The organism is Thalassospira sp. HJ (genome assembly GCF_000948415.1).
GTDB lineage: Bacteria > Pseudomonadota > Alphaproteobacteria > Rhodospirillales > Thalassospiraceae > Thalassospira.
Genome location: NZ_JYII01000020.1, coordinates 239,654 through 264,110, shown reverse-complemented (window position 1 = coordinate 264,110; position 24,457 = coordinate 239,654). Strand labels below are relative to the sequence as shown.

Sequence of the window (24,457 nt, the reverse complement as noted above, 5' to 3'; positions counted from 1 at the left end):
TCTGATCTTACAGGAGGTATAAAACGCCATGAGCGAAAACAATTTCAAAAATGCCACAGAAGCATGGAATGCCTTTGCCGCAGGAAATGCGAAGGGATATGCGGTTGACATTGCCGCCGAGCTGAACCTGACCGAAGGCGAGTTGGTTGCAGCGGGCATCGGGATCAATGTCGTGCGCCTTGATGCCGATTGGGGGGATTTCATTCCCCGCCTCGAAGAACTGGGTCAGGTCAAGATCCTGACGCGCAATCCCAGTGTCGTGCATGAGAAAATCGGCACCTTTGGCAAGGTCAGCATCAATGGCGAGATGGGGCTTGTGCTTAATCACGATGTTGATTTGCGCCTGTTCCTTGGTCATTGGGGGCATGCGTTTGCAGTTGAAACCAACAACCCGCGCGCGGGACGCCGCCGCAGCTTCCAGATCTTCGATCATGACGGACGTGCGGTTCACAAGATTTTCCTGACCGAGCAGTCTGATGAAGCTGCCTATGACAAACTGATCAGTGATTTCAAGGCCGACAACCAGTCATCCGGGATCGAAGTTCTGCCTCCTTTGCCAAAGGCGGTGACACTGCCGGATGATGATGTTGATGTTGAAAACCTGCGCGCCCATTGGCGCCGCATGACGGACGTCCATCAGTATCACGGGATGCTCAAGGACTTTAATGTCGGCCGTCAGCAAGGCATGCGTCTGGCCGGGCCGGAATTTGCCGAACGGTTGAGTCGCGATGCGCTGAAAACCCTGCTTGAAAAGGCCTCGGAAAGCGGCATTTCGATCATGGTCTTTGTCGGCAACAGCGGTGCCATCCAGATCCACACCGGCCCGATCAAGACCATTCGCGAAATGGGTGAATGGATCAACATCATGGATCCGACCTTTACCCTGCATTTGCGCATGGATCAGATTTTTGAAGCATGGATTGTCCGCAAGCCGATCCGCGAAGGTGTTGTCACCACCATCGAGCTTTACGACGCCGATCTGAACAATTTCGCGATCTTCTGTGGGGAGCGCAAACGCAAGGATCCGGAAAACCCCGATTGGCAGAAACTGGCCGAAAGCCTGCCGCGTTTGGAAACCTCCATGGCAGCAGTGGCGGAGTAATCAATCGATGCGTCATTTTACCGGATTTATCCTTGCAATCATCGGCTTTGTCGGGCTGTGCATGCCCGCCCTTGCCGATGGGTCGCCCCAACGTGTGATTACTGTCGGGGCGCCCGCGACCGAGATCGTTTTTGCCCTTGGCGCTGGCGATCGCGTGATTGCGACTGACACCACAAGCACGCGTCCAGAGCCGGTGCCAACCCTGCCAAAGGTTGGCTATATGCGCCATCTGGCGGCCGAGGGCATCATTGGTCTGAAGCCTGATCTGATTGTCGGGGTGGAGAAATCCGGGCCAGATGTTGTCCTTGCCGAGCTTGCCGATCTTGGCATTCCGATCGTGATTTTGCCGTCCTTGGCAAAGATGGAAAACCTGCCGGATGCGATTGCGTTGGCGGGCGATGCCTTGGGTCGGGTGGATGCGGCAAAGGTGCTTTCTGATCGGGTGCAGGCTGATCTTGCCGAACTCAAGGGCAATGATGGCGCTGATCGGCCAAGCATCGTATTCCTGATGGCAGTTGGTCATGGCAAGCCACTGTCAGCCGGGCAGGAAACCACGGCGGATGAAATCATCACCATGATTGGTGGGACCAACAGTATGGCGGGCTTTGATGGCTTCAAGCCTGTCTCGCCCGAGGTGATTGCATCGGATGCTTCCGATTATGTGCTGGTGACGCAGTCGACTCTTGATCAGCTGGGCGGGCTTGAGGGGCTTCAGGCCCACCCGATCCTTGGTCTGAACAAGGCGGTGGCGAATGGCCGTGTGCTTGCCATATCTGCCTCGACCATTCTTGGTTTTGGCCCGGCGTCAGCCGAAGAAATCCGGGATCTTGCGGCCCATCTTCGCAGCTTTGAACAGGGATCGTGATCGCTGTGAAACAAAGGGTCGCTGCCTTGCAGGTGCAGCTGCCGGTCAACCGATCGGTGCTGTTTCTGGTACTTCTGATGATGGGGTTTTGTGCTGCCACCGTGATGTCACTGGGCATGGGCGGGGTGGAGATTTCGGTTGGCGATGTGTTTGTCCATCTGGCGCACCGCATCGGCATCACCGAGGTCGGCATTGACGCCTTTGATGCCCGCATTCTTGATAGCCTGCGTCTGCCAAGGATTCTGCGCGCAATCATTATCGGGGGCGGGTTGGGGCTTGCCGGGGCGGTGATGCAAAGCCTGTTTCGCAACCCGATTGCCGATCCCGGCATCATTGGCGTTTCAGCCAGTGCTGCCTTTGGCGCGGTGAGCATGATTGTGGCGGGCCACCTGATTCTTGGCAGCTACTATGCCGCCTTCGGACCCTATGGCGTGCCGATTGCAGCTTTTGGCGGGGCAGTGCTGGCCACGGTCGTGATCAGTATTCTGTCACGTCAGGATGGTCGCACGGATGCGGCGATCATGTTGCTGATCGGTGTTGCGATCAATGCCATCGCCTTTGCTGGGGTCGGTGTCTTTACCTACATGGCCGACGATGCCGAGCTGCGCAATCTGACCTTCTGGCAGATGGGCGCACTCTCGGGCAATGGCCCGACCGATATGCCTGCCCTGATCGTCATGGCGCTGGGGATCGCCTATCTGATTCGGCTGGGCACGCCGCTTAATCTGTTTTTGCTGGGCGAGGCCGAAGCCCGCCATTTGGGTGTTGAGGTCGAACATCTTAAACGTCGGGCCACGGTCATTACCGCCCTAGTTGTTGGTGCAGCGGTTGCTGTTTCGGGGATTATCGGTTTTGTCGGACTGGTGGCGCCGCATCTGGTGCGCTTGGCGACGGGGCCGGATAACCGCTACGTCCTGCCGGCATCGGCCATGGGCGGGGCGATCATTCTGACCGCGGCAGATGCGGTGGCGCGCATTATTGTCCTTCCGGCAGAATTGCCCATCGGGCTGGTTACCGGGATTGTCGGCGGGCCGTTTTTTCTGGGGCTTTTGATCGTTGAAAAGAAAAGGCGTCGTCTATGACCCTGATGGCGTATAAGGCTGAATTCAAGGCGCGTGGGCGTTACCTGCTGCGCGATGTTTCGATTGCTGTCGAACCGGGTGAGGTTCTGGCGATTCTGGGGCCAAACGGGGCAGGGAAATCGACCTTGCTAAAGGTTCTGGCGGGCGAACTTTCGCCAAGTGGGGGCACGGTGTTTCAGAACGGTCGTGCGCTTTCGAGTATTTCTGCACTGGATCTGGCGCAGGAACGCGCGGTGATGCCACAGGCTGCCTCGATGACCTTTCCGTTTACGGTTTTTGATGTTGTTGCACTGGGGCGTGCGCCCTATCGCAAGGTTTCCACCCGCCAGTTTGATCAAAAACAGGTGCGCCGCGCGATTGAGCTTGCCGATATCACCCATCTGGCAAATCGGGCCTATCCGGCCTTGTCAGGCGGCGAGAAACAGCGGGTGCATCTGGCACGTGCGCTGGTGCAGCTTTGGGGCATGACGGATGCCAGCCAGAGCGGTACGGAAAGCAATGGCTCCGATGAGCAACCATCTGTCGCGCGCTTCCTGTTGCTTGATGAGCCGACAGCGGGTCTGGATGTATCCCACCAACATGCGGTTTTGGCCCTTGCCCGGCAGGAGGCGAAAGAACGCGGCGTCGGGGTTTTGATGATCCTGCATGATTTCAATCAGGTCCTGACCTATGCCGATCGGGTCGCGATCCTGAGTTCGGGCGAAGTCGTCGAACAGGGATCGGTATCAGATGTCTTGACACCGGATTTGCTGTCATCGGTGTTCAAAAGTCCGATCCGGGCCATCAATGACCCGGCAGGGGGCATCGTGCTGGTCAGTCAATCGGCCTGATATCGGGGGGTGTCAGGCCGCAGAGCCGGACGGGATGGTGCGACCATCCTGTTCGGTCCGGCACGTTGCAATCAGCCAGTCACGAAACGCGCGCACCGCAAAGTTGTTTTCCTTTTCCTTGGGATACACGACGTAATAGGCGTGCTGATTGGGGATCGCGACATCAAACGGTGCCACCAGACGCCCGCTTTCAAGTTCCTCACGCACCAGAAATTCCGGCAAAAGTGCTAGTCCAAGGCCTGCGACAGCTGCCTGAATCACCATGTGGAAATGCTCAAACCGGGGTCCAGCCAGTTCGTCGACCACGGCAACGCCGGTGGCCGCCAGCCAGTCCTGCCAGGCGCGCGGGCGCGTGGAATGCTGCAACAAAGTGCAGTTGCGCACCCTTTCACGTGCAATCGGCAGATCGTCATTTTCCTTAAGCAGCTTGGGCGCACAGACCGCGATCAGGGTTTCGCCCATCAAACGATGTGTGACACAGCCGGGCAGGTTGTCCTCGCCAAAGTGAATGGCGATATCAATACCCTCGCGGTCAAAATTGAACTCGCGCGTCTGGGTAATGAGATTGAGCTGAATGTCAGGCCAGGTTGCCTTGAAATCCCCAAGTCGCGGAACCAGCCAGCGTGCGCCAAAGGTTGGTAGCGTTCCGACATTCAGCATCCCGCCCGCGTCGGAATAGGCCATGACCTGCAAGGTGGCGGCTTCTGCCCGATCCAGAAGATCTCGCACCTGGGCGGCGTAGGCTTCACCAGCTGCGGTCAGCTTGAGGCGTTTCTTCACACGGCGAAACAGATCCCGGCCCAGATATTCCTCAAGCGCACGGATCTGCCGGCTGATCGCGCTTTGCGTGACATTGAGTTCCTCTGCCGCCCGGGTAAAGGACAGATGGCGGGCCGAACTTTCAAAGAATTGCAGGGCGGTAAGCGATGGCAGGACGCGGCGCATGGTGAAACCAGTTCATAACAAAACGGAATGATATGGTGCGAATATATCGTTTGTTTGCTTTGCAGCCAAGGCGTACCGTTTTAAACGGTTCCAAGCCCCCTCGCGCCACCCCAAGATGCGTTTGGGCCGAAAGCCAACCGCGCTGTAATACTGTTACTTTGGAATGTTTTGGAAGGATGGCTTACCTTCATTTGGGTAACGGATTTCAGCGCAATGTCGCAAAATGTCGGTCCGAAAATGGCCGGAAGGCAACAATTTGCATCGGGTAGAAGGCAAGAATGGGTTCTGTTGACGAAAATTATGATGTGATCATCGTCGGTGGTGCGGTCATTGGCAGTTCCATCGCATGGCATCTAACAGGCCGTGATGATTTCAAGGGCCGGGTTTTGGTGATTGAAAAAGACTCGACCTACGAGTTCTGTTCGACGGCCCTGTCGGCGGCATCGATCCGCCAGCAGTTTTCAACACCGATCAATATCGAAATGTCGGCCTATGGCATTCAGTTCCTGCACAATCTGAACCGTGATCTGGACCCGGAAGTTGATATTGCCCTGCATGAAAAGGGCTATCTCATCCTCGCAACCGATCAGGGCCGGGATATCCTGCGTCAGAACCATGCGACGCAAACCGAATTCGGTGGCGACATCATCTGGATGGAACCCGATGATTTGGCCGCGAAATACCCGTGGATGAATACATCCGATCTTTCAGCCGGGTGCTGGGGCCGTACGGGGGAGGGCTGGTTTGATGCCTATTCCCTGATGCAGTCATTCCGCAAACAGGCGCGTCGTCGTGGTGCCGATTATACTGATGGCGAAGTGGTTGAGGTCCTGCGCGATGGCGATCAGGTCACGGGCGTTGTCCTTAAAGACGGTCGTCGTTTCGGTTGCGGTCAGCTTGTCAATGCGGCGGGCACCGGCGGATCAAAGGTCGCCCGGATGGCGGGTTTGGAAATCCCTGTCGAGCCACGCAAACGCTGCATCTTTGTGTTTAATTGCCGGGACGCCGAAGACATCAACGCATCCTGCCCGATGCTGATTGATCCAAGCGGTCTTTACGTCCGCCCCGAAGGTGAATTCTTTATCACGGGCATCGCCCCGCCCAAGGATCGCGATGCGGAATGCTGGGATTTTGAAGTCGACCACAGCCTGTTTGACGACATCATCTGGCCCAGCCTCTATGAGCGGTGCGAACGGTTTGAGGCGATCAAGGTCGTCAATGCCTGGGCGGGGCACTATTCCTATAACCTGCTGGATCAGAATGCGATTCTTGGCCGCCATACCGATGTTAAAAACTTCATCTTTGCCAACGGGTTCTCGGGCCATGGCCTGCAGCAAAGCCCGGCGGTTGGCCGTGGCATTGCCGAGCTGATCGCAACAAACGGCTATGAAACCCTTGATCTGTCGGTGTTTGGCTATGAGCGCATTCGCGACAATGCGCCGGTGCTTGAACTGAACGTCATCTAAATCATCATTACAAAGGTCGGAGCAGTCCCAAATGCCCCGTGACGAAAACACCAAACCAACCCAGGACAGCGCGCAGATGCGTGACCGTGCCGCCACGTCTGTGTCGGCTGGCGTGCGCAATGTGCATCCGGTCTATCTTGATCGCGCACTGAATGCCGAGGCATGGGATGTCGAAGGGACACGCTATATCGATTTCATTGGCGGGATCGGTGTTTTGACTGTCGGGCATCGGAACCCGGTGGTGATGGAACGCGTTGCCGCCCAGTGCGAACGTTTTACCCACAGTTGCTATAACGCGTTGCCGCACGAACCCTATGTCGCGGTGACTGAATGGCTGGCGGCGAACTGCCCGATTGAAGGTCCGGCAAAATCAATGCTGACCAATTCCGGGGCAGAGGCGATGGAAAACGCGCTGAAGCTTGCGCGTGCCTTTACCGGCCGTACCGGGGTGATTGCCTTTGAGGGCGGCTTCCATGGCCGAACTCTGGCCACCCTTGCACTTACAGGTAAAACCAAACCCTATAAGACCGGACTTGGCCCGTTGCCAGGGCCGGTGTGGCATCTGCCATATCCTTGCCCGGAAACAGGTGTATCGGTTGATGATGCGATGGCAGCCATCGCCAAGCTGTTTGCCGTTTCCGCCGATCCGGTATCGGTGGGTGCAGTGGTAATTGAACCGGTGCAGGGCGAAGGCGGTTTTCGGGCTGCCGATGGTGAATTCCTTGTCGCGCTGCGGCGCCTGTGTGATGAAAACGGCATGGTTTTGATTGCCGATGAAATCCAGTCGGGCTTTGCCAGAACCGGCAAGATGTTTGCGATTGAGCATGCCGGTGTTTCGCCCGATATCCTTGTCATGGGCAAGGGCATTGGCGGTGGCTTCCCGCTGGCCGCGATTACCGGGGCCGAAGACGTGATGAATGCGTTGGCCCCAGGCGGGCTAGGTGGCACCTATTCCGGCAACCCGGTGGCCTGTGCGGCGGCAGCCGGCGTGTTTGAGGTGCTTGAGGCTGACAAGCTTACCGCACGCGCCAAACAGCTTGGTGAAAAATACGCGACCCATATCGCATGGTTGCGTGATCTGCCCGGCGGGCATGTGATCGGCAATATGCGCGGGATCGCGGCGATGCGTGCGTTTGAACTGATTGCAGATGACGGCAAACCATCCCCCAAACGTCTGCAAACCTTGTTGCAACTGGCCCGCGCAAACGGGCTATTGTTAATGCCAAGTGGTGAACACGCCAATGTGGTGCGCCTGCTGGCACCTTTGACCATTCCGTTTGATCAGGTTGATGAGGCCTTTGCCATCATTGCCAAACTGCTGCCCAAGGTAGCCGAAATCAAGGATTGAACAGAGATCGAATTTGCCGGTGATCCGCGCCGGAAAGTTTAAAACGAAGGGAGTTTTACTGTGAGCTACAAATCCATTCTGACCGAACTTGGTCTGTCCGAAGCCGAGATTGCCAATGGCACCCTCAGTGTCCAGACCCCGGTTGACGGTTCGGAATTCGCAAGCGTAACCGAAACCACCCCGGCCGAGATGACCGATGTCATCGGCAATGCCAAAAAGGCATTTGGCGCATGGCGTCAGGTTCCCGGTCCGCGTCGTGGCGAACTGGTACGTCTTTTGGGCGAAGAACTGCGCGCTGCCAAGGAACCGCTGGGGCGTCTGGTGTCGCTTGAATGCGGCAAGATCTATCAGGAAGGTCTTGGTGAAGTTCAGGAAATGATCGATATCTGCGACTTCGCCCTTGGCCTGTCGCGTCAGCTTTATGGCCTGACCATCGCGTCCGAACGTCCGGGCCACAAAATGATGGAAAACTGGCATCCGCTGGGTGTTGTTGGCCTGATCACCGCGTTCAACTTCCCGGTTGCACCATGGGCATGGAACACCGCCCTTGCACTGGCTTGCGGTAACGCCGTGATCTGGAAGCCGTCGGAAAAGACCCCCGTCACCGCCCTTGCCTGTCAGAAGATCCTCGAAAAGGCGATTGCCAAATTCGGCGATGCCCCGGCTAACCTGCATCAGGTTGTTGTCGGTGATCGCGCCATCGGTGAAATCATGACCGACAGCCGTGACGTTGCGCTGATTTCGGCCACCGGTTCGACCCGCATGGGCCGTGAAGTCGCCCCGCGCGTTGCCGAGCGCTTTGGCCGTACCATTCTTGAACTTGGTGGCAACAACGCCATGATCGTGACCCCGTCGGCCGATCTCGACATGACCGTGCGTGCGGTTGTGTTCTCAGCTGTTGGTACCTGTGGTCAGCGTTGCACGTCGCTTCGTCGCCTGATCGTTCACAAGGACGTCAAGGATCAGCTGCTGCCGAAAATCATTGCAGCTTACAAGTCGGTGAAAATTGGCGATCCGCTGGCCGATGGTGTTCTGGTTGGTCCGCTGATCGATGAAGAAGCCTATACCAACATGCAGACCGCCCTTGGCAATGCCAAGAAAGACGGCGGCACCGTGCATGGCGGTGAACGTACCTTGGAATCGGAATACCCGAACGCGTTCTATGTCACCCCGTCGGTGGTTGAAATGCCGGGTCAAACCGACACCGTACGTCATGAAACCTTCGCGCCGATCCTCTATGTCATGACCTACGAGACGCTGGAAGAAGCCATCGCGCTTCAGAATGACGTCCCGCAGGGCCTGTCATCGTGCATCTTCTCAACCGATCTGCGTGAAACCGAACTGTTCCTGTCTTCGGTTGGTTCCGATTGCGGTATCGCCAACGTCAATATCGGCCCGTCCGGTGCGGAAATCGGCGGTGCCTTCGGTGGTGAGAAAGAAACCGGTGGCGGTCGTGAATCCGGTTCGGACGCATGGAAAGGCTACATGCGCCGCGCAACCAACACCATCAACTACTCCCGCGAGCTGCCGCTGGCTCAGGGGATCAAATTCGATATCTGATCACGCGTCTGATCAGCTTCGATCCAAACCCCGCCGGTTCGCTGGCGGGGTTTTTTGTTTGGCGTGTTGACGTAAAAAAAAGCGGCCCCCGAAGGAGCCGCTTTCTTTAATTTCGTCTCAAAGTAGGGCTTGATTAGCCAGCTTTGGAGAAGCGCTCTGCGACATATTCCCAGTTTACCAGGCTGTCGAGGAAGGCTTTGACATAGTCCGGGCGCGCGTTGCGGTAATCGATGTAGTAGGAGTGTTCCCAAACATCGCAACCGAGCAGCGGGGTCTGACCGTGAACGAGCGGGTTTTCCGCGTTCGGGGTCTTGGTGACGACCAGCTTGCCGGACTTGTCCATTGCCAGCCAGCACCAGCCGGAACCGAACTGGGTAACGCCAGCCTGAATGAAGGCTTCCTTGAAGGCATCGACAGAGCCGAAATCTTCAACGATTTTCTTTTCGAGTTCACCCGGGATGGTGCCGCCGCCATTGCCCTTCATCATCTGCCAGAACTCGATGTGGTTCCAGTGCTGGGCAGCGTTGTTGAACAGGCCTGCTTTGGAAGCGTCGCCATAAGAAGCAACAACGATTTCCTCAAGCGTCTTGCCTTCAAGGCCCGAACCTTCGAGCAGCTTGTTGCCGTTCACAACATAGGCGTTGTGGTGTTTGTCATGGTGAAACTCGAGAGTTTCAGACGACATGACCGGTGCAAGCGCGTCATATGCATACGGAAGTGCTGGGAGTTCAAATGCCATGATACAGTTCCTCGACTTTCATTATTAATCTGTGCGGTAACGCAACATATCCCTTTTTGCGCCTTCGATAAAAGTGAAAATCCCGTGCAACATGTTGGAAACCTTTGTTGCAGGCGTGATCAGCGCATCAGGCGCGTTACCTGTGATCTTTTATCTAGCGCGCATTGGCGTTTATGCAATGCGGGGCGGCGTTAACGTTCGATAGATCGATATATGATGAACATTCCTGTGCCAAAAACGTTCCCGGAAATCCTGGAAATTTTTGATGGCGTCGGACATGGAAACAGGCCGTCTGCCTATTCCTTGTAGAGTCCGACCATTTTCTGGCTTTCATCACCATTTGTCAGGGTGACGTCATATTCCCCGCGCTTGAGCGAGGAGATATCGATCTTGCACGGGAAACGGACGCAATCGCGTTTAATCGCGACGGTCCCGTCTTCCTGATGGCTGAGTGTGACTTCACCCTTGGCCATTTCGGAATGAATGGTGACGCTGTCCGTCGTTGGTTTCGGTGCAGATTTGATTGCAGCCAGCGCGGCTGTCGTGATCGTCATAAGACCAATCAAGGCAATGGCAACCGGCTTGCTGCGCAGAGATCTAAGCATGTCTTCCTCGCGCGGTTGTGCTTGGTTCATGCATAGTAATCTGAGCTACGAAGCCGAAAAATTAACGGCGCAAATAGGGCATTTCCGTGCCGACGGTAGCAATCAGGGCGTGACAGCCATGCGTCTGACGCGCGGAAGACCGGCTGATTAGGTCGGTTTCCTAGGTCAGATGACCTCGCGCCGATTTAAGCTTTTCCGCGATGTCTGCGGTGGCTTTTTGCGGATCGGCCTGCCCGCAGATGGCCGAGACGACAGCGAGACCATCCGCACCGCTTTCAAGGACTGGCAGGACATGCTCCCCCTTAAGTCCGCCGATTGCCACTGAGGGCAGACCAACCATCCGCACAAGCCTTTCCAGCCCGTCAAAACCGATGGCCGGTTTGTGGTCCGGCTTGGTGGGTGTGGCAAATACCGGACCGATACCGACATAATCGACAATGGAGCGGTCAACCTTTTGCGCGACCTCTTCGCTTTCGATCGAAAGGCCGATAATCTTGTCCGGACCAAGGCGTTCGCGCGCGATCTGGGATGGTAGGTCATCCTGCCCGACATGCATGCCATGGGCGCCAATCGCGATGGCAGCGTCGATATCGTCATTGACGATCAGTGGCACGTTTGTGCCTTCCATCGCCTGCATCAATTCGCGGCCAACGCGAATGAGGCCGTCGGTCCCGGCCTCCTTATCGCGCAGCTGAATGATGGTGGCGCCGCCTGCAATCGCGGCCATCGTGGTTTCGACCATCGAATGTTCACGACAAAGATCGGGATCAAGCACAAGATAAAGCGACAGATCAAAAGGCGTCATTGGGGGTCAATCCGAAGGTTTTGGGCATAGGTCTCACCGTCAAGATTGTGCAGGCCATCAATAAAGGCGGTCATGAAGGATGCCGGGCCGTTTGCCGTCTTGGCTGCAATTTCGCCCGCTACGGCAAAGTTGCCAAGGGCGGCAACGGTGGCCTCAAACGCCTGATCGGGTGCAATGGCCAGATAGGCGCCGACAAGGGCGGTCAGCGAGCACCCGGTGGCGGTGATTTTCGGCATCAGGTCCGAACCACCGGCAATGCGCACCGATCGCGTGCCATCGGTTACGAAATCGACCTCGCCCGTAACGGCAACAACGCAACCCTGACTGCTTGCAAGTCCACGTGCGGCTTCTTCGGCCTGTTCAACAGGATCGCCACTATCAACGCCCTGACCGGCACTTTGACCGCCCCCAAGGGCGATGACTTCCGATGCGTTGCCGCGAATGACGGTGGGGTTGAGCTTCAAAAGCGCTGCCACAGTGTCCCGACGATAGCCGGTGGCAAAGTGGGCCACCGGATCAAGCACCCAAGGTTTTCCAGCGTCATTGGCCGCTTTGGCAGCAGCCACCATGCCTTCAACCCAGTTGGGTGAAAGGGTACCAATATTGACTGTAAGTGCGCTGGCAATAGCGGCGAACTCACCGGATTCTTCGGGTGTGTGCACCATGGCGGGCGAGGCACCGGCGGCCAACAGGACATTGGCGGCATAATTCATCGCGACATAATTGGCTATGCACTGAACCAACGGATTGGTTGCGCGCATGCGTTCAAACAGATCGGTCGCGGTTTGGGAAATTTCGGTCGTCATGTCGAGGCTCCAATGCAGAACTTTTGCGGTTGGAGACCCAGTTCGAAGTCGGAAAGATGGAGAACGTCGTGATCCGCGTTCGCACCGTCCCTACGCCAGTATGAACTGGATCAGGTTCAACGGGTCACTGCGCTGCTTTCACACGGCAGTTTCTCAGCCCCCTGTCGGGGCTCCCCTTGGTGAGCGCCCAAGATGGGTTTTATTGCGCTTTCTGTCAATTCATCCGATGGGATGGACCCGGCAAAAGAAAAACGGCGGAATGGTACATGCCCATCCCGCCGTTTCCATCATTTCACGTTATGGTCGTTGGCTTACTTGCGGCGTTCCATCGCGGCCTTGAGCGCTGCTGCCATAGCACCACCATCACCGCCGGAACTGCCACCAGAATTCCCTCGGCCCTGACCACCACCTTGCGGGCGGTTACCCGATGAATGCTGCGGACGGTTGCCGCCGCGGGGTGCTGCACCACGATTGTCTGTGCGCTTTTCACGCGTCCCTTCGTAATCGGGGGCCGATTTCATCGAAAGCCCAATACGTTTACGCGGCGCATCGACTTCCATGACGGTGACCGAGACAATCTGACCTGCCTTGACCACCTGGCGGGGGTCCTCGACGAACTTGTCGGCCAGCTGCGAGATATGGACAAGGCCATCCTGATGCACGCCGATATCAACGAACGCACCAAAGTTGGTCACGTTGGTGACCGTGCCTTCAAGCTTCATGCCGGTGCGCAGATCCTTGATCTCGTTCACACCCTCGGTGAATTTGGCGGTCTTGAATTCCGGGCGCGGGTCACGGCCGGGTTTATCAAGCTCTGCAATGATGTCGCGGATGGTCGGAACACCGAATGTCTCATCGGCGAAATCTTCTGCCCGCAGCGTCTTGATAAAGGGCGAGTCCCCGATCAATTCAGCCAAGGGCTTGGCGGCCTTCGCACTGATCTTCTCGACAAGCGGGTAGGCTTCCGGGTGCACAGCCGATGCATCAAGCGGGTTGGTTGCCCCGCGAATACGCAAGAAGCCGGCACATTGCTCAAACGCCTTCGGTCCCAGACGCTCGACCTTCTTAAGGTCCGCACGCGACTGGAACGCGCCGTTGGAGTCGCGATAGCCAACAATATTGCGCGCCAGCGTCTCGGTCAGGCCAGCAACACGGGTCAGAAGCGGGATGGAGGCAGTGTTAAGGTCAACACCAACGCCGTTCACGCAATCCTCAACCACGGCATCAAGCGAACGCGCCAGTTTGGTTTCCGATACGTCATGCTGATATTGCCCGACCCCGATCGACTTCGGTTCGATCTTGACCAGTTCTGCCAACGGATCCTGCAGGCGGCGCGCAATCGATGCCGCCCCGCGCAGCGACACATCAAGGTCGGGGAATTCTTCGGCCGCGAACTGGGATGCGGAATAAACCGATGCACCGGCCTCATTGACGATGACCTTGGTGGCCTTAAGGGCCGGGAAACGTTTCAGAAGCTGACCGGCAAGCTCGTCGGTTTCACGTGAAAAGGTGCCGTTACCAATTGCGATCAATTCGATCTGATGGCGTGATGCGAGGGCCGCAAGGGTATTAAGCGCCCCTTCAACATCATTGCGCGGCTGGAAGGGATAAACCGTTGCAGTATCAACCAGCTTGCCGGTGGCATCGACCACTGCGACCTTGACGCCGGTACGCACACCCGGATCAAGCCCCATGGTGGCCTTTTGTCCGGCGGGGGCGGCCAGCAACAGGTCTTTCAGGTTATCGGCAAACACCTTGATCGCACCTTCTTCGGCGGAATCGCGCAACGTACCAAACAGGTCAAGCTCAATCGACAGCGACAGTTTGACGCGCCAGGTCCAGCGGACCGTGTCCATCAGCCACTTGTCAGCCGCCCGGCCCTTGTCCGCAATGCCGACATGGGCGGCAATCATGACTTCGGCCCGGCCCGGCTGGCTGCGTGGACGGTCCTCGTCTTCTTTGCCAAGGGTCAGTTTCAGTTGCAGGACATCTTCATTGCGGCCACGGAAAAGGGCGAGCGCACGGTGCGACGGGCAGGTTTTGATTTTTTCGGAATGCTCGAAATAGTCCGAGAACTTGGCACCTTCGGCCTGTTTGCCTTCGATGACCGATGCGGTGATTTCACCTTCATTCCACAAATGGTCTCGCAGCTTGGCAACAAGATCGGCATCTTCGGCAAAGCGTTCCATCAGGATCTGGCGCGCGCCATCAAGGGCGGCCTTGGTGTCCTCCACGCCTTTTTCGGCATCAACGAACTTGGCCGCCTCGGTTTCGGGATCCAGCGTCGGATCGTTAAACAGGCTATCGGCGAGTGGTTCCAGTCCGGCTTCGCGGGCGATCTGGGCCTTGGTGCGGCGCTTTTTCTTATAAGGCAGATACAAATCTTCAAGACGGGTCTTGGTATCGGCCTCGTTGATTTGGGCTTCAAGTTCCGGGGTAAGCTTTTCCTGCTCCCGGATGCTTTCCAGCACGGATGCGCGGCGTTCTTCAAGTTCGGTCAGATAGCGCAGGCGTTCTTCCAGCGTACGAAGTTGGGTGTCATCAAGACCGCCGGTTTTCTCTTTACGGTAACGGGCGATGAACGGAACGGTGGAGCCTTCATTGAGCATCTCGATGGTGGCAATGACCTGTTCCGGACGAACCGAAAGTTCTTCGGCGATACGCTGGGGAATTGGACGCATGGTTTCTCCTTGTTTTGCTCGTACGCTTGGAATAGCGGCTTTGAACGCACTCGAAAAGAGTCTGTTTTCCGCAAATTTTCGGATGCAGCCACATCAGGATTCCCTGTTTGATTCCAAAGGCCTGAAATCACATGGGTTTGTGCATGCTTTTACCCACGGCCAAGCGGACTTGCCGATATGGATCGCGCACGTTATTTCTTTGGCAAATGTGATTTATCGGGCCAAGCCCAAAGCAGGAGAAGACGAATGGCCGGAAAGTTCCGCGAAACCGTCATTCACGAAGTGCCCAAGGAAAAGGCAGAACCGCAGGTCGATGCCAATCCGGTATCAGACGAGATTGCCGGGGCAGAGGAAGCACCAAAGCTTTCTCAGGATGCGATCAATGCGCTGGCGGAAGCCAAGGCCGCCAAGGAAGTCGCCGCCAAAGCCCGCGAGATTGGTGGACCCAAAGGTCCGGAACCGACCCGCTTTGGCGATTGGGAAAACAAGGGCCGCTGCATTGATTTCTGATCGCAGCGTTTGAACGTAGATAAGAGAAAGGCCGAAGCATTCTGCTCCGGCCTTTTGTCTTTTCAGGTCATCAACGCGTCTGCAATTTAGGCGCCGCGGATGGCCTTGATGTTGTTAGCATATTCGCCCGGGCCACCTTTGAAGGTGGCGGAACCTGCGACCAGAACATTGGCACCGGCTTCGATCACCTTGGGCGCGATTTCCGGGTTTACGCCACCATCGACTTCAAGGTCGATATCGCGGCCGGTCGCATCGATCATCTTGCGGATGCGCTTGATCTTCTCAAGCTGGCTCGGAATGAATTTCTGACCGCCAAAGCCCGGGTTCACGGTCATAACCAGAACCAGATCAACCATGTCCATGACATATTCAATCATACTTTCCGGGGTCGACGGGTTCAGCGAGACACCAGCCTTTTTGCCCAGCGACTTGATCAGCTGCAGCGAGCGATGCAGGTGCGGGCCGGCTTCGGCGTGGATGGTGATGATATCGGAACCGGCATTGGCAAATGCCTCGATATAGGGATCGACCGGTGCGATCATCAGATGCACGTCAAACACCTTGTCGCTATGCGGGCGCAGTGCCTTGACCACGTCCGGGCCAATGGTGATGTTCGGTACATAGTGACCGTCCATCACATCGATATGGATATAGTCGGCCCCGGCTTCATCAACAGCGCGAACATCAACGCCAAGCTGGGCGAAATCGGCCGAAAGGATCGAAGGTGCGATTTTAATGTTTGACGTGGTCATGCGTCACAGGTCCTGAAGCGATATGGGATACGGGAAATTCGCGGCCTTGATACCCCAGATTGTCCGCCATGTCACCCGAATGGGACTCATGACTGCCTTGTATGCGCAAAACGCGGATCTTCTGGCAGAAAATCAGGCCTTTTTGACCAAGCGGGCGCAGAAAAAGCCGTCCATGCCGCCAAAATCGGCCATGTGGATCGGCAGAATGCGCAATTCACCGGCCTCATTGATTGCCTCATCCCAGCCACCAAGCTCGTCTGCGGAAATGGCTTTGCGTTCATAGTTCGGATGATCGGCAAGGAAGGATTTGACCTGATGCTCGCCTTCTTCGGGTTGCAGCGAACAGGTGCAATAAATCAGCTCACCATCAACATTCAAAAGCTTGTCGGCCTGACGCAGAAGTTTGCTTTGGATAGGCAGCAGCGATTGCATCAGCTTGTCATTCTGGCGCAGCAGAATGTCGGGATGGCGGCGAATGGTGCCCGTGGCCGAACATGGTGCATCAAGCAATACGGCATCTGCGCGCGGCGTATCGGGAGCCAGATCGGTGGCATCACCGGTGACGACTGCGGCACCCAGCGAGACACGTTCAAGGTTCTCGAAAACGCGTTTCAGACGACCTTCGGATTTATCGACTGCAATCGCACTGGCGCCAAGGGATGCCAGCTGCATCGTCTTGCCACCCGGTGCGGCGCAAAGATCGTAGATGGTTTTGTCTTTGTAGGCCGAAAACAGAGTTGCGGGGATGGCTGCTGCTGCATCCTGCACCCACCAGTCACCATCCTTGTAGCCCGGCAGATCGCGAATGCGGCGACCCGGTTCAAGCCGTACCGACCCGGTCGGTAGGACAATGCCATCCATCTTTTCGGCCCAATCGGCCGACTGCGTGCGATCCTTGAGCGACAGATCGAGCATCGCATGACCAAGGCAGGATTCGGCGATACCCTGGGCGGTTTCCGCACCATAGGCCTTTTTCCATGATCCGCGTAGCCATGCCGGAATGTTGAGCTGCCAATCTTCGACACCTTCGGGCCATTCAAAGCCGTCACGCTGCAAGCCGCGCAGAACGGCATTGATCAGTTTGGTGTATTTATGCAAACCCGCATCACGCGCGAGATTGACCGTACTGTCAACCGCACCGTAGTCAGGCGTATCCATAAAGAACAGCTGCGCGACACCCAGACGCAGGATGTTGGTCAGGCGTGCGGCAACCCGGTCCTGCGGCGGTTGATAGCGCGGGGCAAGCACCGCATCAATTTCGCCCAGATGGCGCAGGGTCGTGCCAAGCAGCTGGCGCAGGAAGTTGCGATCAAGTGACGGCAGGCCATAGCCATGCTTTGACAGAAGTTCATCCAACGTCACTTCACCGCCACGCAATTCTTGCAGGGTCTTGAGCGCAAGCATGCGCGGATCCGGGGCCTCCACCTGTTTGCGGGGGGCGTTGCGCTGGGATGGACGGGAACGACGTTCTGCCAAAGGATATCTCCGGTTTCAGTTTATGTGCTGTAGTTAAGCCCAGCATGGCAAACTGTAAAGCATCAAGCACGGTTTTGCGCGACATGGCTGCCTTGTGCCTTTGGGCTTGCCGCAATCATCGGGTGAAAAGCCTTGCGATGGGCAATCGGTCCGGCTAATCCAGACGGATCAATCTGGCGGAGACAGGGACAAGGGCGACCCAACGATGACTTTTGCAGGACTTGCGACCTTTGCAAGCATCTTTCTGATCGGCTCGATGTTGCTGACATGGGTGGTGCTGAACTATCTGCGGCGCAAGGCCATCCTTGATATGCCCAACCACCGTTCCAGTCATGCTGTCCCCACCCCGCGCGGTGGCGGGCTTGCCGTCACGCCGCTTTTGATTTTGCTGGTTGCGGGCGTTTTTGCCATGACCGGTGTCGCGGCCATTGGCGACTGGTTGATGCTGGGGGCTTGTGCCGGGCTTGGTTTGCTCAGTTGGCTTGATGACCGTCATGATCTTTCTGCCGCCAAACGGTTTGCCCTGCAATTCGTTGCCGTGATGATTGGCATGTTGGCCCTTGATAAACCGGTTTTGGGTGGATTGGTGCCAATCTGGCTGGATCATGTTCTGGTGGTATTGGCTTGGGTCTGGTTCATCAATCTGTTCAATTTCATGGACGGGATCGATGGCATTACCGGGGTCGAGGCCGGATCAATTGGCCTTGGGGTTTTTGTCCTGGCCCTCTTTGTTCCACTGCCGCAATTCATCGGGCTTGGCTATATCGGGCTTGGTATTCTTGCGATCATGATCGGGTTCCTGATCTGGAACTGGCATCCGGCCAAGCTGTTCCTTGGCGATGTTGGATCAATCCCGCTTGGGTTTATTCTGGGTTGGCTCTTGTTAAAGGTCGCGTCTGAGGGGGCGTGGGCCATCACCCTGATCCTGCCGTCCTATTACTTGTTTGATGCAACATTTACCCTGATCAAGCGGGCCTTGCGCCGCGAGAAAATCTGGCAGGCGCACCGCGAGCATTTCTATCAGAAAGCCACCCAGCGTGGTTTTTCGCATGCGCGGGTTTCGATCATGATCCTGATCAGCAATCTTGTCCTGATCGGCGTCTGCTTTGCCCAAAGCGACACGCCGGACTGGATGCGGGTGATTGCGGCACTGATTGTTGTGCTTGGACTGGTTGGCATGATGGTGCGGATGCCGGTGCGCGGTAAAGAGAGCTGAAGAACGTTCATCTGATGCGCGCACGGCTTGACTTGATAGGGGCAGGGCGCGAAAAGAAAGCCTTATCCGCCAGTCGCAAAGCGGGTATATGCTTATAAAAACAGAAACCTTGCGAATAAGGGACCACATGCTGCGATCGTTTCAGCGAAGCCACATCGCCTTTGCCCATGACATCATCATGGCGGCAATCTCCTTTCCGTTGGCATTGTACCTTCGGGTCGGCGATGGCGTGGTTTACTATGCGCCCCATAACATTCTGTTTTCAGCGGGTATCTTTACGCTGATTGCGGCGGTTTCGTTCTGGTATTTTGGCCTATATCGCGGCATCTGGCGCTATGCGTCGCTTAATGACGTGATCCGGATTGCCAAGGCGGTTTCAGTCGCGGTGGCCGTTCTTTTCCTTGTTCTGTTTTTGACCACACGTCTTGACTGGATGCCGCGTTCGGCACCGATCATTCAGTGGTTTTTGCTGATGGCGCTTTTGGGTGGGTCACGCCTGACCTACCGGATTGCCAAGGACAAATCGACCGCCCGTGCGCTGGTGCGTCAAGGAACGTCACGTTTGCCGGTCCTTTTGATCGGGGCAGGGGATGAGGCCGAAGCTTTCATCCGTGAAACCGAACGGTCTGCGGACACGCCCTTTAAGGTCGTCGGTATCGTTTCCCTGACGCAAGGCCGCGTCGGGCGCAACATGCATGGTGTTGATGTTCTGGCGACTGTCGATCAGCTCGAAGACGTTATTCAGAAATTGCAGAAGGGTCGGCATGGCCTGCCACGCCGATTGGTTTTGAGCGGGGATGCGCTGCGTCACGAAGACAACGCCAAGTGGGTCGAGATTGCGGACCGCTATGGCATGACTTTGGCCCGCCTGCCAAAGCTTGGCGATCTGCGCGAAGGCCTCGCCGATCCGATGCAAATCCGCCCGGTGGCAATTGAAGATTTGCTGGGCCGACCGCAAGCCCGACTGGATCGTGATCGTGTGCGCGAAATGATTGCGGGTAAACGAGTACTGGTGACCGGTGCTGGGGGATCAATCGGCTCGGAACTGGTGCGTCAGATCGCATCTTACGGCCCAAACAGCCTGACCCTGCTCGATGCAGGGGAGTTCCAGCTTTACGCCATTGATATGGAAATGGCGGAAAAATATCCCGATCTGCCGCGTGACAGCATCCTTGGCGATGTCCGTGATCAAACCCGGATTGGTCAGGTTTTTGCCCGCTACAAACCGGAAATCGTGTTCCATGCTGCAGCCTACAAGCACGTGCCGCTGGTTGAACACAACCCCAATGAAGGCATTCTGACCAACACGCTCGGTACACGGAATGTGGCCGAGGCCTGCCGCGCTGCAGGGGTTGCCACGATGGTCCTGATTTCGACCGACAAGGCGGTCAATCCAGCCAACGTTATGGGGGCCTCAAAACGGCTGGCGGAATGTTATTGTCAGGCGCTCGAAACCCTGCCGCTCGAACAACGCGGATCAACCCGTTTTGTCACTGTGCGCTTTGGCAATGTTCTGGGTTCAACCGGGTCTGTCGTGCCATTGTTCAAACGCCAGCTTGAAGCCGGTGGGCCGCTCACTGTCACCCATGAAGGCATTACGCGTTACTTCATGACCATCGCCGAGGCGGTGGAATTGGTTCTGCAATCAGCCGAACTCGGGCGTCACGGTGTGACTGAAGGTGGCAAGATCTTCGTTCTTGATATGGGGCGTCCGGTCAAGATCGTTGATTTGGCGCGCCAGATGATCCTGCTTTCGGGCCTGCAGCCAGACAAGGATGTTGAGATCAAGGTCACTGGTCTGCGTCCGGGCGAAAAGCTCTATGAGGAGCTGTTCCACGATTCAGAACCCCCCGTGCCGACCGAAACCGACGGGGTGCTTTTGGCGGCACCACGTGTGGTGGATTACAGCCTGATTAAACAGGTGTTTGATGCGCTCGAAGACAGTGCCACTAACCGCGACACAACAAAAACGCTGGAACTGATCAGTCAGTTGGTGCCGGAATTCCAGCCGCCCGAGATCGGTGTGAAGTCGATCTTCGCCGACAACAAGGGCAGCGAAACTGAGACGGCTTCTTGAGGCTGTCTCGACGCGGCCAAGTGCCAACGGCGTCTGAGTTCATTCTTTCATGGAATGAATTCGTGCCAAATTGTCGTTTGTCATGCCCGAAACTGGGCCATATTTTGCCATCCTGATGATGAATGGGAATGATCTTGCCTGACAAGGCCATTCCATCGGTTCAATGTGATCCCGTCTTTTGGAGGCCCCATGTCGACAGACGCCTTTGTCCATCCTGATGAAATCCGTTCGATGTTTTCCAGCGCGATGTCTGACATGTATCGCAGCGAGGTGCCGCAATACGGCACCCTGATGGAGCTGGTTTCCGAGATCAATCAGAACACGCTTGATGCTGATCCCAAGCTTGCCGAAAGCCTTGACTATAATGGTGAGCTTGAGCGTATTGATCTGGAGCGTCACGGGGCGATCCGGCTTGGCAAACCCGAAGAGCTTTTCAACATGCGCCGCATGTTTGCGGTCATGGGGATGCATCCGGTGGGCTATTATGATTTGTCTGTGGCCGGGGTGCCGGTACATTCAACCGCATTTCGCCCGATTGACGAGGAAGCACTTAAACGCAATCCGTTTCGCGTCTTTACCTCGCTCCTGCGTCTGGAGCTGATCGAAGACGAAGATCTGCGCCATCAGGCCGAAAGCATCCTTGCCAAGCGCGATATCTTTACCGCAGATGCTATCAAGCTGATTTATCTGGCAGAGAAAAATGGCGGCCTGACCCGGACCCAAGCCGAACAGTTCGTTGCCGAGGCGCTGGAAACTTTCCGCTGGCACAGCAATGCGACCGTAACGCTTGAAACCTATCAGAAGCTTCATGACGCCCATCGTCTGATTGCCGATGTTGTTTGCTTCAAGGGCCCGCATATCAACCATTTGACGCCACGCACCCTGGATATCGATGCCGTGCAGCAGGACATGCCAAAACGCGGCATAACGCCAAAGGCAATCGTCGAAGGTCCGCCCGCGCGGTCCTGTCCGATCCTGCTGCGCCAGACCAGCTTCAAGGCGCTTGAAGAACGGGTAAAGTTTATCGGCAACAGCTTTGATGAATCGCTTGGCACCCACACCGCACGCTTTGGTGAGATCGAGCAGCGCGGCATCGCCCTGACCGCAGAGGGCCGCAAGCTTTATGACACGCTTCTGGCAGCGACCCGCCACGCCGTGCAGATCAACGCCGGTGGTTCAAACGCGCGTGATTATGAAACCGAACTGGCAGAGCGTTTCCGCGCCTTCCCGGATGATTACGAGACGCTTCGCGTCGAGAAACTGGCCTTCTTCCGCTATAACGTTACCAAGGCCGGGCTGAATGCGGCCAAGAAGGGCGATCTTGATCCGGCAACCCCGGTCAATGAACTGGTCGATCAGGGCTATCTGCGGGCCGATCCGATTATTTACGAGGATTTCCTGCCGGTTAGTGCCGCCGGCATCTTCCAGTCCAACCTCGGCAGTGACGAGCAGAAAAACTATTCCGAACAATCGAACCAGGACGTGTTCGAGGAATGCCTTGGCGCACCGGTGGGCGATGAACTTGCCCTTTATGCCGGGCTTGAGAAGGACTCGCTTACCGATGCACTCAAAACGCTCGGTGTGCATAAAAACGTTGCCTGATCGGGTACTTGTTAAAATCCCAACGGGGTGGCAGTGATGCCGCCCCGTTTTGCGTTGGGCACAGGGTTTGATGGCCTGATTGTTAAAAGCCGCCATGCAAGAATTCGGGGTCCACATTTTGCGCCGCACATGCTAAAGCTCCGCGCGAAACATGGTTCGGACTCATTGATCATGTGTCGGCCCGGATCGGATGCGTTGTTGTCTGGTCCCGTTAAAAGGCCGGATTGCCCGCAACATTGTCATTTCGCATGCACGAGCAGCCATGCGCATTCCTGATTTTGTGGGCCGATATATCATCAATGGGTCCGCAACCTTCATCACATTGATGCATGAAAGCGAACCCAATGACTGCTCGTATTGCGCGCGCGCTTATTTCCGTTTCCGACAAGACCGGTCTGGTCGAATTTGCCAAATCCCTCCACGCACAGGGTGTTGAAATCCTGTCGACCGGCGGCTCTGCCAAGGCGATCGAAGCCGTAGGTGTGCCGGTCAAGGAAGTTGCCGATCACACCGGTTTTCCTGAAATCATGGACGGTCGTGTCAAGACTCTTCATCCGAAGATTCACGGCGGCCTTCTGGGCCGCCGTTCTCTTTCCAGCCATATGCAGGCCATGGAAGATAACGACATTTCTCCGATCGATCTGGTTTGTGTGAACCTGTATCCGTTCGAGGAAACCGTTGCCAAGGGTGCCGATTTCGACACCTGCATCGAAAACATCGATATCGGGGGGCCGAGCATGATCCGCTCTGCGGCCAAAAACCATGAATCGGTGACCGTCGTTGTTGACCCGTCCGACTACGACCGCGTCGTTGCCGAGATGAATGATAATGGTGGTGCCACCACCGCTGAAACCCGCCGCGTTCTGGCCGCCAAGGCCTTTGCGCGTACGGGTGCTTATGACTCGGCGATTTCAAGCTGGTTTGCCGGTGAACTTGGTGAAACCTTCCCGCAGCGTCTTAATGTTTCTGCCGAACTGAAACAGACGCTCCGTTATGGTGAAAACCCGCATCAGCAGGCTGCGTTCTACACCAATGGCAAAAACCGCCCGGGTGTCTCCACCGCGACACAGCTGCAGGGCAAGGAACTGTCATTTAACAATCTAAATGACACCGATGCTGCCTTCGAACTGGTTTCCGAGTTCGATGAAAAGCCGGCTGTTGCGATCATCAAGCACGCCAACCCGTGCGGCGTTGCCGAAGGCGAAAGCCTGATTGATGCCTATAACAAGGCGCTGTCTTGCGATCCGGTATCGGCATTTGGCGGCATCATTGCAGTTAACCGCACCCTTGATAAGCAAACCGCCGAAGAAATCGCCAAGCTGTTTGCCGAAGTCGTGATCTGCCCGGATGCAGATGACGCCGCCAAGGAAGTTCTGGCAGCAAAGAAAAACCTGCGTCTTCTGGTCACCGGCGGCATGGCCGATCCGGCTGGTGAAGACATGACCCTTCGTTCGCTTGCAGGTGGCTACCTGCTTCAGAACCGCGATGCTGGTCGTGTCAAACGCGAAGAGCTCAAGGTTGTCACCAAGCGCAAGCCGTCCGAGGCAGAGCTTGATGACCTTCTGTTTGCCTTCCGTGTTGGCAAGCATGTCAAATCGAACGCCATCGTTTATGTCAAAGACGGCAAAACCGTCGGCATCGGTGCCGGTCAGATGAGCCGTGTCGACAGCTCGCGCATTGCCGCATGGAAAGCCGAAGAAGCTGGCAAGAATGCCGGTGAAGGCGATCTGCGGACACAGGGTTCGGTCGTATCCTCGGACGCATTCTTCCCGTTTGCCGATGGCCTTCTGGCGGCAGTCAAGGCAGGTGCAACGGCTGTGATCCAGCCGGGCGGCTCCATGCGGGATGAGGAAGTCATCGCTGCTGCCGATGAAAATAACATCGCCATGGTCTTTACCGGCATGCGCCACTTCCGCCACTAAGCGCTGTTAGATACCAAATGAAAAACCCCGGGGATTTCCCCGGGGTTTTTGTTTGTGCTTTTGGAACC

General features: G+C 56.4%; 20 protein-coding genes and 1 riboswitch. Of the genes, 12 read left to right on the top strand and 8 right to left on the bottom strand.

Annotated features, from left to right (window positions below; genetic code table 11):
• The first annotated feature begins 28 nt into the window (after positions 1–28).
• From UF64_RS16935 to UF64_RS16920, 4 genes are read left to right on the top strand one after another with little or no spacing between them, the layout of a single operon-like run.
• Positions 29–1,102 (top strand): hemin-degrading factor, encoded by a 1,074-nt coding sequence (locus UF64_RS16935; protein ID WP_044829782.1) that lies wholly within the window; start codon positions 29–31, stop codon positions 1,100–1,102.
• Between the two features lie 7 nt (positions 1,103–1,109).
• Positions 1,110–1,967 (top strand): hemin ABC transporter substrate-binding protein, encoded by an 858-nt coding sequence (locus tag UF64_RS16930; RefSeq protein ID WP_044829781.1) that lies wholly within the window; start codon positions 1,110–1,112, stop codon positions 1,965–1,967.
• A gap of 5 nt (positions 1,968–1,972) precedes the next feature.
• A complete protein-coding gene (locus UF64_RS16925; protein WP_235285124.1) occupies positions 1,973–3,049 on the top strand; it encodes an iron ABC transporter permease in 1,077 nt (358 codons plus the stop codon).
• Complete coding sequence (locus UF64_RS16920; protein WP_052657682.1) at positions 3,046–3,879, top strand: heme ABC transporter ATP-binding protein; 834 nt, start codon at positions 3,046–3,048, stop codon at positions 3,877–3,879. Before UF64_RS16925 ends, UF64_RS16920 begins: the two co-directional genes overlap by 4 nt.
• A gap of 12 nt (positions 3,880–3,891) precedes the next feature.
• Here the strand turns inward: UF64_RS16920 and gcvA are convergent, their stop codons facing one another.
• Complete coding sequence (gene gcvA, locus UF64_RS16915; protein ID WP_008888607.1) at positions 3,892–4,824, bottom strand: transcriptional regulator GcvA; 933 nt, start codon at positions 4,822–4,824, stop codon at positions 3,892–3,894.
• 278 nt (positions 4,825–5,102) lie between these two features.
• On the opposite strand from gcvA, the gene UF64_RS16910 reads away from it, so the two are divergent.
• The 3 genes from UF64_RS16910 to UF64_RS16900 are packed head-to-tail and all read left to right on the top strand — an operon-like array spanning position 5,103 to position 9,198.
• Entirely contained in the window at positions 5,103–6,290 is a 1,188-nt protein-coding gene (locus UF64_RS16910) for an FAD-binding oxidoreductase (protein WP_044829780.1), read from the top strand.
• A 31-nt stretch (positions 6,291–6,321) separates the two neighbouring features.
• Positions 6,322–7,638 (top strand): aspartate aminotransferase family protein, encoded by a 1,317-nt coding sequence (locus UF64_RS16905; RefSeq protein ID WP_082049846.1) that lies wholly within the window; start codon positions 6,322–6,324, stop codon positions 7,636–7,638.
• A gap of 60 nt (positions 7,639–7,698) precedes the next feature.
• Positions 7,699–9,198 (top strand): aldehyde dehydrogenase family protein, encoded by a 1,500-nt coding sequence (locus tag UF64_RS16900; protein WP_044829779.1) that lies wholly within the window; start codon positions 7,699–7,701, stop codon positions 9,196–9,198.
• Between the two features lie 133 nt (positions 9,199–9,331).
• Here the strand turns inward: UF64_RS16900 and UF64_RS16895 are convergent, their stop codons facing one another.
• From UF64_RS16895 to UF64_RS16875, 5 genes are all read right to left on the bottom strand, one after another.
• Positions 9,332–9,937, bottom strand: a complete 606-nt coding sequence (locus UF64_RS16895) for a superoxide dismutase (RefSeq protein WP_044829778.1) — start codon at positions 9,935–9,937, stop codon at positions 9,332–9,334.
• 296 nt (positions 9,938–10,233) lie between these two features.
• Positions 10,234–10,572: a hypothetical protein gene (locus UF64_RS16890; protein ID WP_235285123.1), complete on the bottom strand. Its 339-nt coding sequence runs from the start codon at positions 10,570–10,572 to the stop codon at positions 10,234–10,236.
• A gap of 130 nt (positions 10,573–10,702) precedes the next feature.
• Positions 10,703–11,347, bottom strand: a complete 645-nt coding sequence (gene thiE, locus UF64_RS16885) for a thiamine phosphate synthase (protein ID WP_044829777.1) — start codon at positions 11,345–11,347, stop codon at positions 10,703–10,705.
• Positions 11,344–12,153, bottom strand: coding sequence for a hydroxyethylthiazole kinase (thiM, locus tag UF64_RS16880; RefSeq protein ID WP_044829776.1), 810 nt, complete (start codon positions 12,151–12,153; stop codon positions 11,344–11,346). The genes thiE and thiM overlap by 4 nt, the downstream gene beginning before the upstream one ends.
• 70 nt (positions 12,154–12,223) lie before the next feature.
• Positions 12,224–12,340, bottom strand: a riboswitch (TPP riboswitch).
• A gap of 124 nt (positions 12,341–12,464) precedes the next feature.
• On the bottom strand, positions 12,465–14,834 hold the full coding sequence (locus UF64_RS16875; protein ID WP_044829775.1) for a Tex family protein: 2,370 nt from the start codon (positions 14,832–14,834) through the stop codon (positions 12,465–12,467).
• A gap of 246 nt (positions 14,835–15,080) precedes the next feature.
• Between UF64_RS16875 and UF64_RS20805 the strand changes: the two genes are divergently transcribed.
• Positions 15,081–15,344 carry a DUF1674 domain-containing protein gene (locus UF64_RS20805; protein ID WP_044829774.1) on the top strand — a complete coding sequence of 88 codons (264 nt, stop codon included), beginning with the start codon at positions 15,081–15,083 and terminating at the stop codon, positions 15,342–15,344.
• 86 nt (positions 15,345–15,430) lie between these two features.
• Here the strand turns inward: UF64_RS20805 and rpe are convergent, their stop codons facing one another.
• The gene (rpe, locus tag UF64_RS16865) at positions 15,431–16,096 is read right to left on the bottom strand and encodes a ribulose-phosphate 3-epimerase (protein WP_044829773.1); all 666 of its coding nucleotides are present in this window, start codon (positions 16,094–16,096) and stop codon (positions 15,431–15,433) included.
• 132 nt (positions 16,097–16,228) lie between these two features.
• On the bottom strand, positions 16,229–17,572 hold the full coding sequence (locus UF64_RS16860) for an RsmB/NOP family class I SAM-dependent RNA methyltransferase (RefSeq protein ID WP_044829772.1): 1,344 nt from the start codon (positions 17,570–17,572) through the stop codon (positions 16,229–16,231).
• 205 nt (positions 17,573–17,777) lie between these two features.
• Here UF64_RS16860 and UF64_RS16855 point away from each other — a divergent pair, with 205 nt between their 5' ends.
• The 4 genes from UF64_RS16855 (at position 17,778) to purH (ending at position 24,389) form a co-directional block, all read left to right on the top strand.
• Positions 17,778–18,788 (top strand): glycosyltransferase family 4 protein, encoded by a 1,011-nt coding sequence (locus UF64_RS16855; protein ID WP_044829771.1) that lies wholly within the window; start codon positions 17,778–17,780, stop codon positions 18,786–18,788.
• Between the two features lie 127 nt (positions 18,789–18,915).
• Positions 18,916–20,865, top strand: coding sequence for a nucleoside-diphosphate sugar epimerase/dehydratase (locus UF64_RS16850; protein ID WP_044829770.1), 1,950 nt, complete (start codon positions 18,916–18,918; stop codon positions 20,863–20,865).
• Positions 20,866–21,054: 189 nt separating this feature from the next.
• A complete protein-coding gene (locus tag UF64_RS16845; RefSeq protein ID WP_044829769.1) occupies positions 21,055–22,467 on the top strand; it encodes a VOC family protein in 1,413 nt (470 codons plus the stop codon).
• Positions 22,468–22,811: 344 nt separating this feature from the next.
• On the top strand, positions 22,812–24,389 hold the full coding sequence (gene purH, locus UF64_RS16840) for a bifunctional phosphoribosylaminoimidazolecarboxamide formyltransferase/IMP cyclohydrolase (RefSeq protein ID WP_044829937.1): 1,578 nt from the start codon (positions 22,812–22,814) through the stop codon (positions 24,387–24,389).
• The last annotated feature ends 68 nt before the right edge of the window (positions 24,390–24,457 follow it).

Excerpts from the sequence above, each read along its gene's own strand:
- UF64_RS16910 (WP_044829780.1), top strand. The coding sequence starts at position 5,103 with ATGGGTTCTGTTGACGAAAATTATGATGTGATCATCGTCGGTGGTGCG.
- thiE (WP_044829777.1), bottom strand. The coding sequence starts at position 11,347 with ATGACGCCTTTTGATCTGTCGCTTTATCTTGTGCTTGATCCCGATCTT.
- UF64_RS16875 (WP_044829775.1), bottom strand. The coding sequence starts at position 14,834 with ATGCGTCCAATTCCCCAGCGTATCGCCGAAGAACTTTCGGTTCGTCCG.
- UF64_RS16850 (WP_044829770.1), top strand. The coding sequence starts at position 18,916 with ATGCTGCGATCGTTTCAGCGAAGCCACATCGCCTTTGCCCATGACATC.
- UF64_RS16845 (WP_044829769.1), top strand. The coding sequence starts at position 21,055 with ATGTCGACAGACGCCTTTGTCCATCCTGATGAAATCCGTTCGATGTTT.
- rpe (WP_044829773.1), bottom strand. The coding sequence starts at position 16,096 with ATGACCACGTCAAACATTAAAATCGCACCTTCGATCCTTTCGGCCGAT.
- UF64_RS16895 (WP_044829778.1), bottom strand. The coding sequence starts at position 9,937 with ATGGCATTTGAACTCCCAGCACTTCCGTATGCATATGACGCGCTTGCA.
- purH (WP_044829937.1), top strand. The coding sequence starts at position 22,812 with ATGACTGCTCGTATTGCGCGCGCGCTTATTTCCGTTTCCGACAAGACC.
- UF64_RS16890 (WP_235285123.1), bottom strand. The coding sequence starts at position 10,572 with ATGAACCAAGCACAACCGCGCGAGGAAGACATGCTTAGATCTCTGCGC.
- UF64_RS16935 (WP_044829782.1), top strand. The coding sequence starts at position 29 with ATGAGCGAAAACAATTTCAAAAATGCCACAGAAGCATGGAATGCCTTT.
- thiM (WP_044829776.1), bottom strand. The coding sequence starts at position 12,153 with ATGACGACCGAAATTTCCCAAACCGCGACCGATCTGTTTGAACGCATG.
- gcvA (WP_008888607.1), bottom strand. The coding sequence starts at position 4,824 with ATGCGCCGCGTCCTGCCATCGCTTACCGCCCTGCAATTCTTTGAAAGT.
- UF64_RS20805 (WP_044829774.1), top strand. The coding sequence starts at position 15,081 with ATGGCCGGAAAGTTCCGCGAAACCGTCATTCACGAAGTGCCCAAGGAA.
- UF64_RS16855 (WP_044829771.1), top strand. The coding sequence starts at position 17,778 with ATGACTTTTGCAGGACTTGCGACCTTTGCAAGCATCTTTCTGATCGGC.
- UF64_RS16905 (WP_082049846.1), top strand. The coding sequence starts at position 6,322 with ATGCCCCGTGACGAAAACACCAAACCAACCCAGGACAGCGCGCAGATG.
- UF64_RS16930 (WP_044829781.1), top strand. The coding sequence starts at position 1,110 with ATGCGTCATTTTACCGGATTTATCCTTGCAATCATCGGCTTTGTCGGG.
- UF64_RS16920 (WP_052657682.1), top strand. The coding sequence starts at position 3,046 with ATGACCCTGATGGCGTATAAGGCTGAATTCAAGGCGCGTGGGCGTTAC.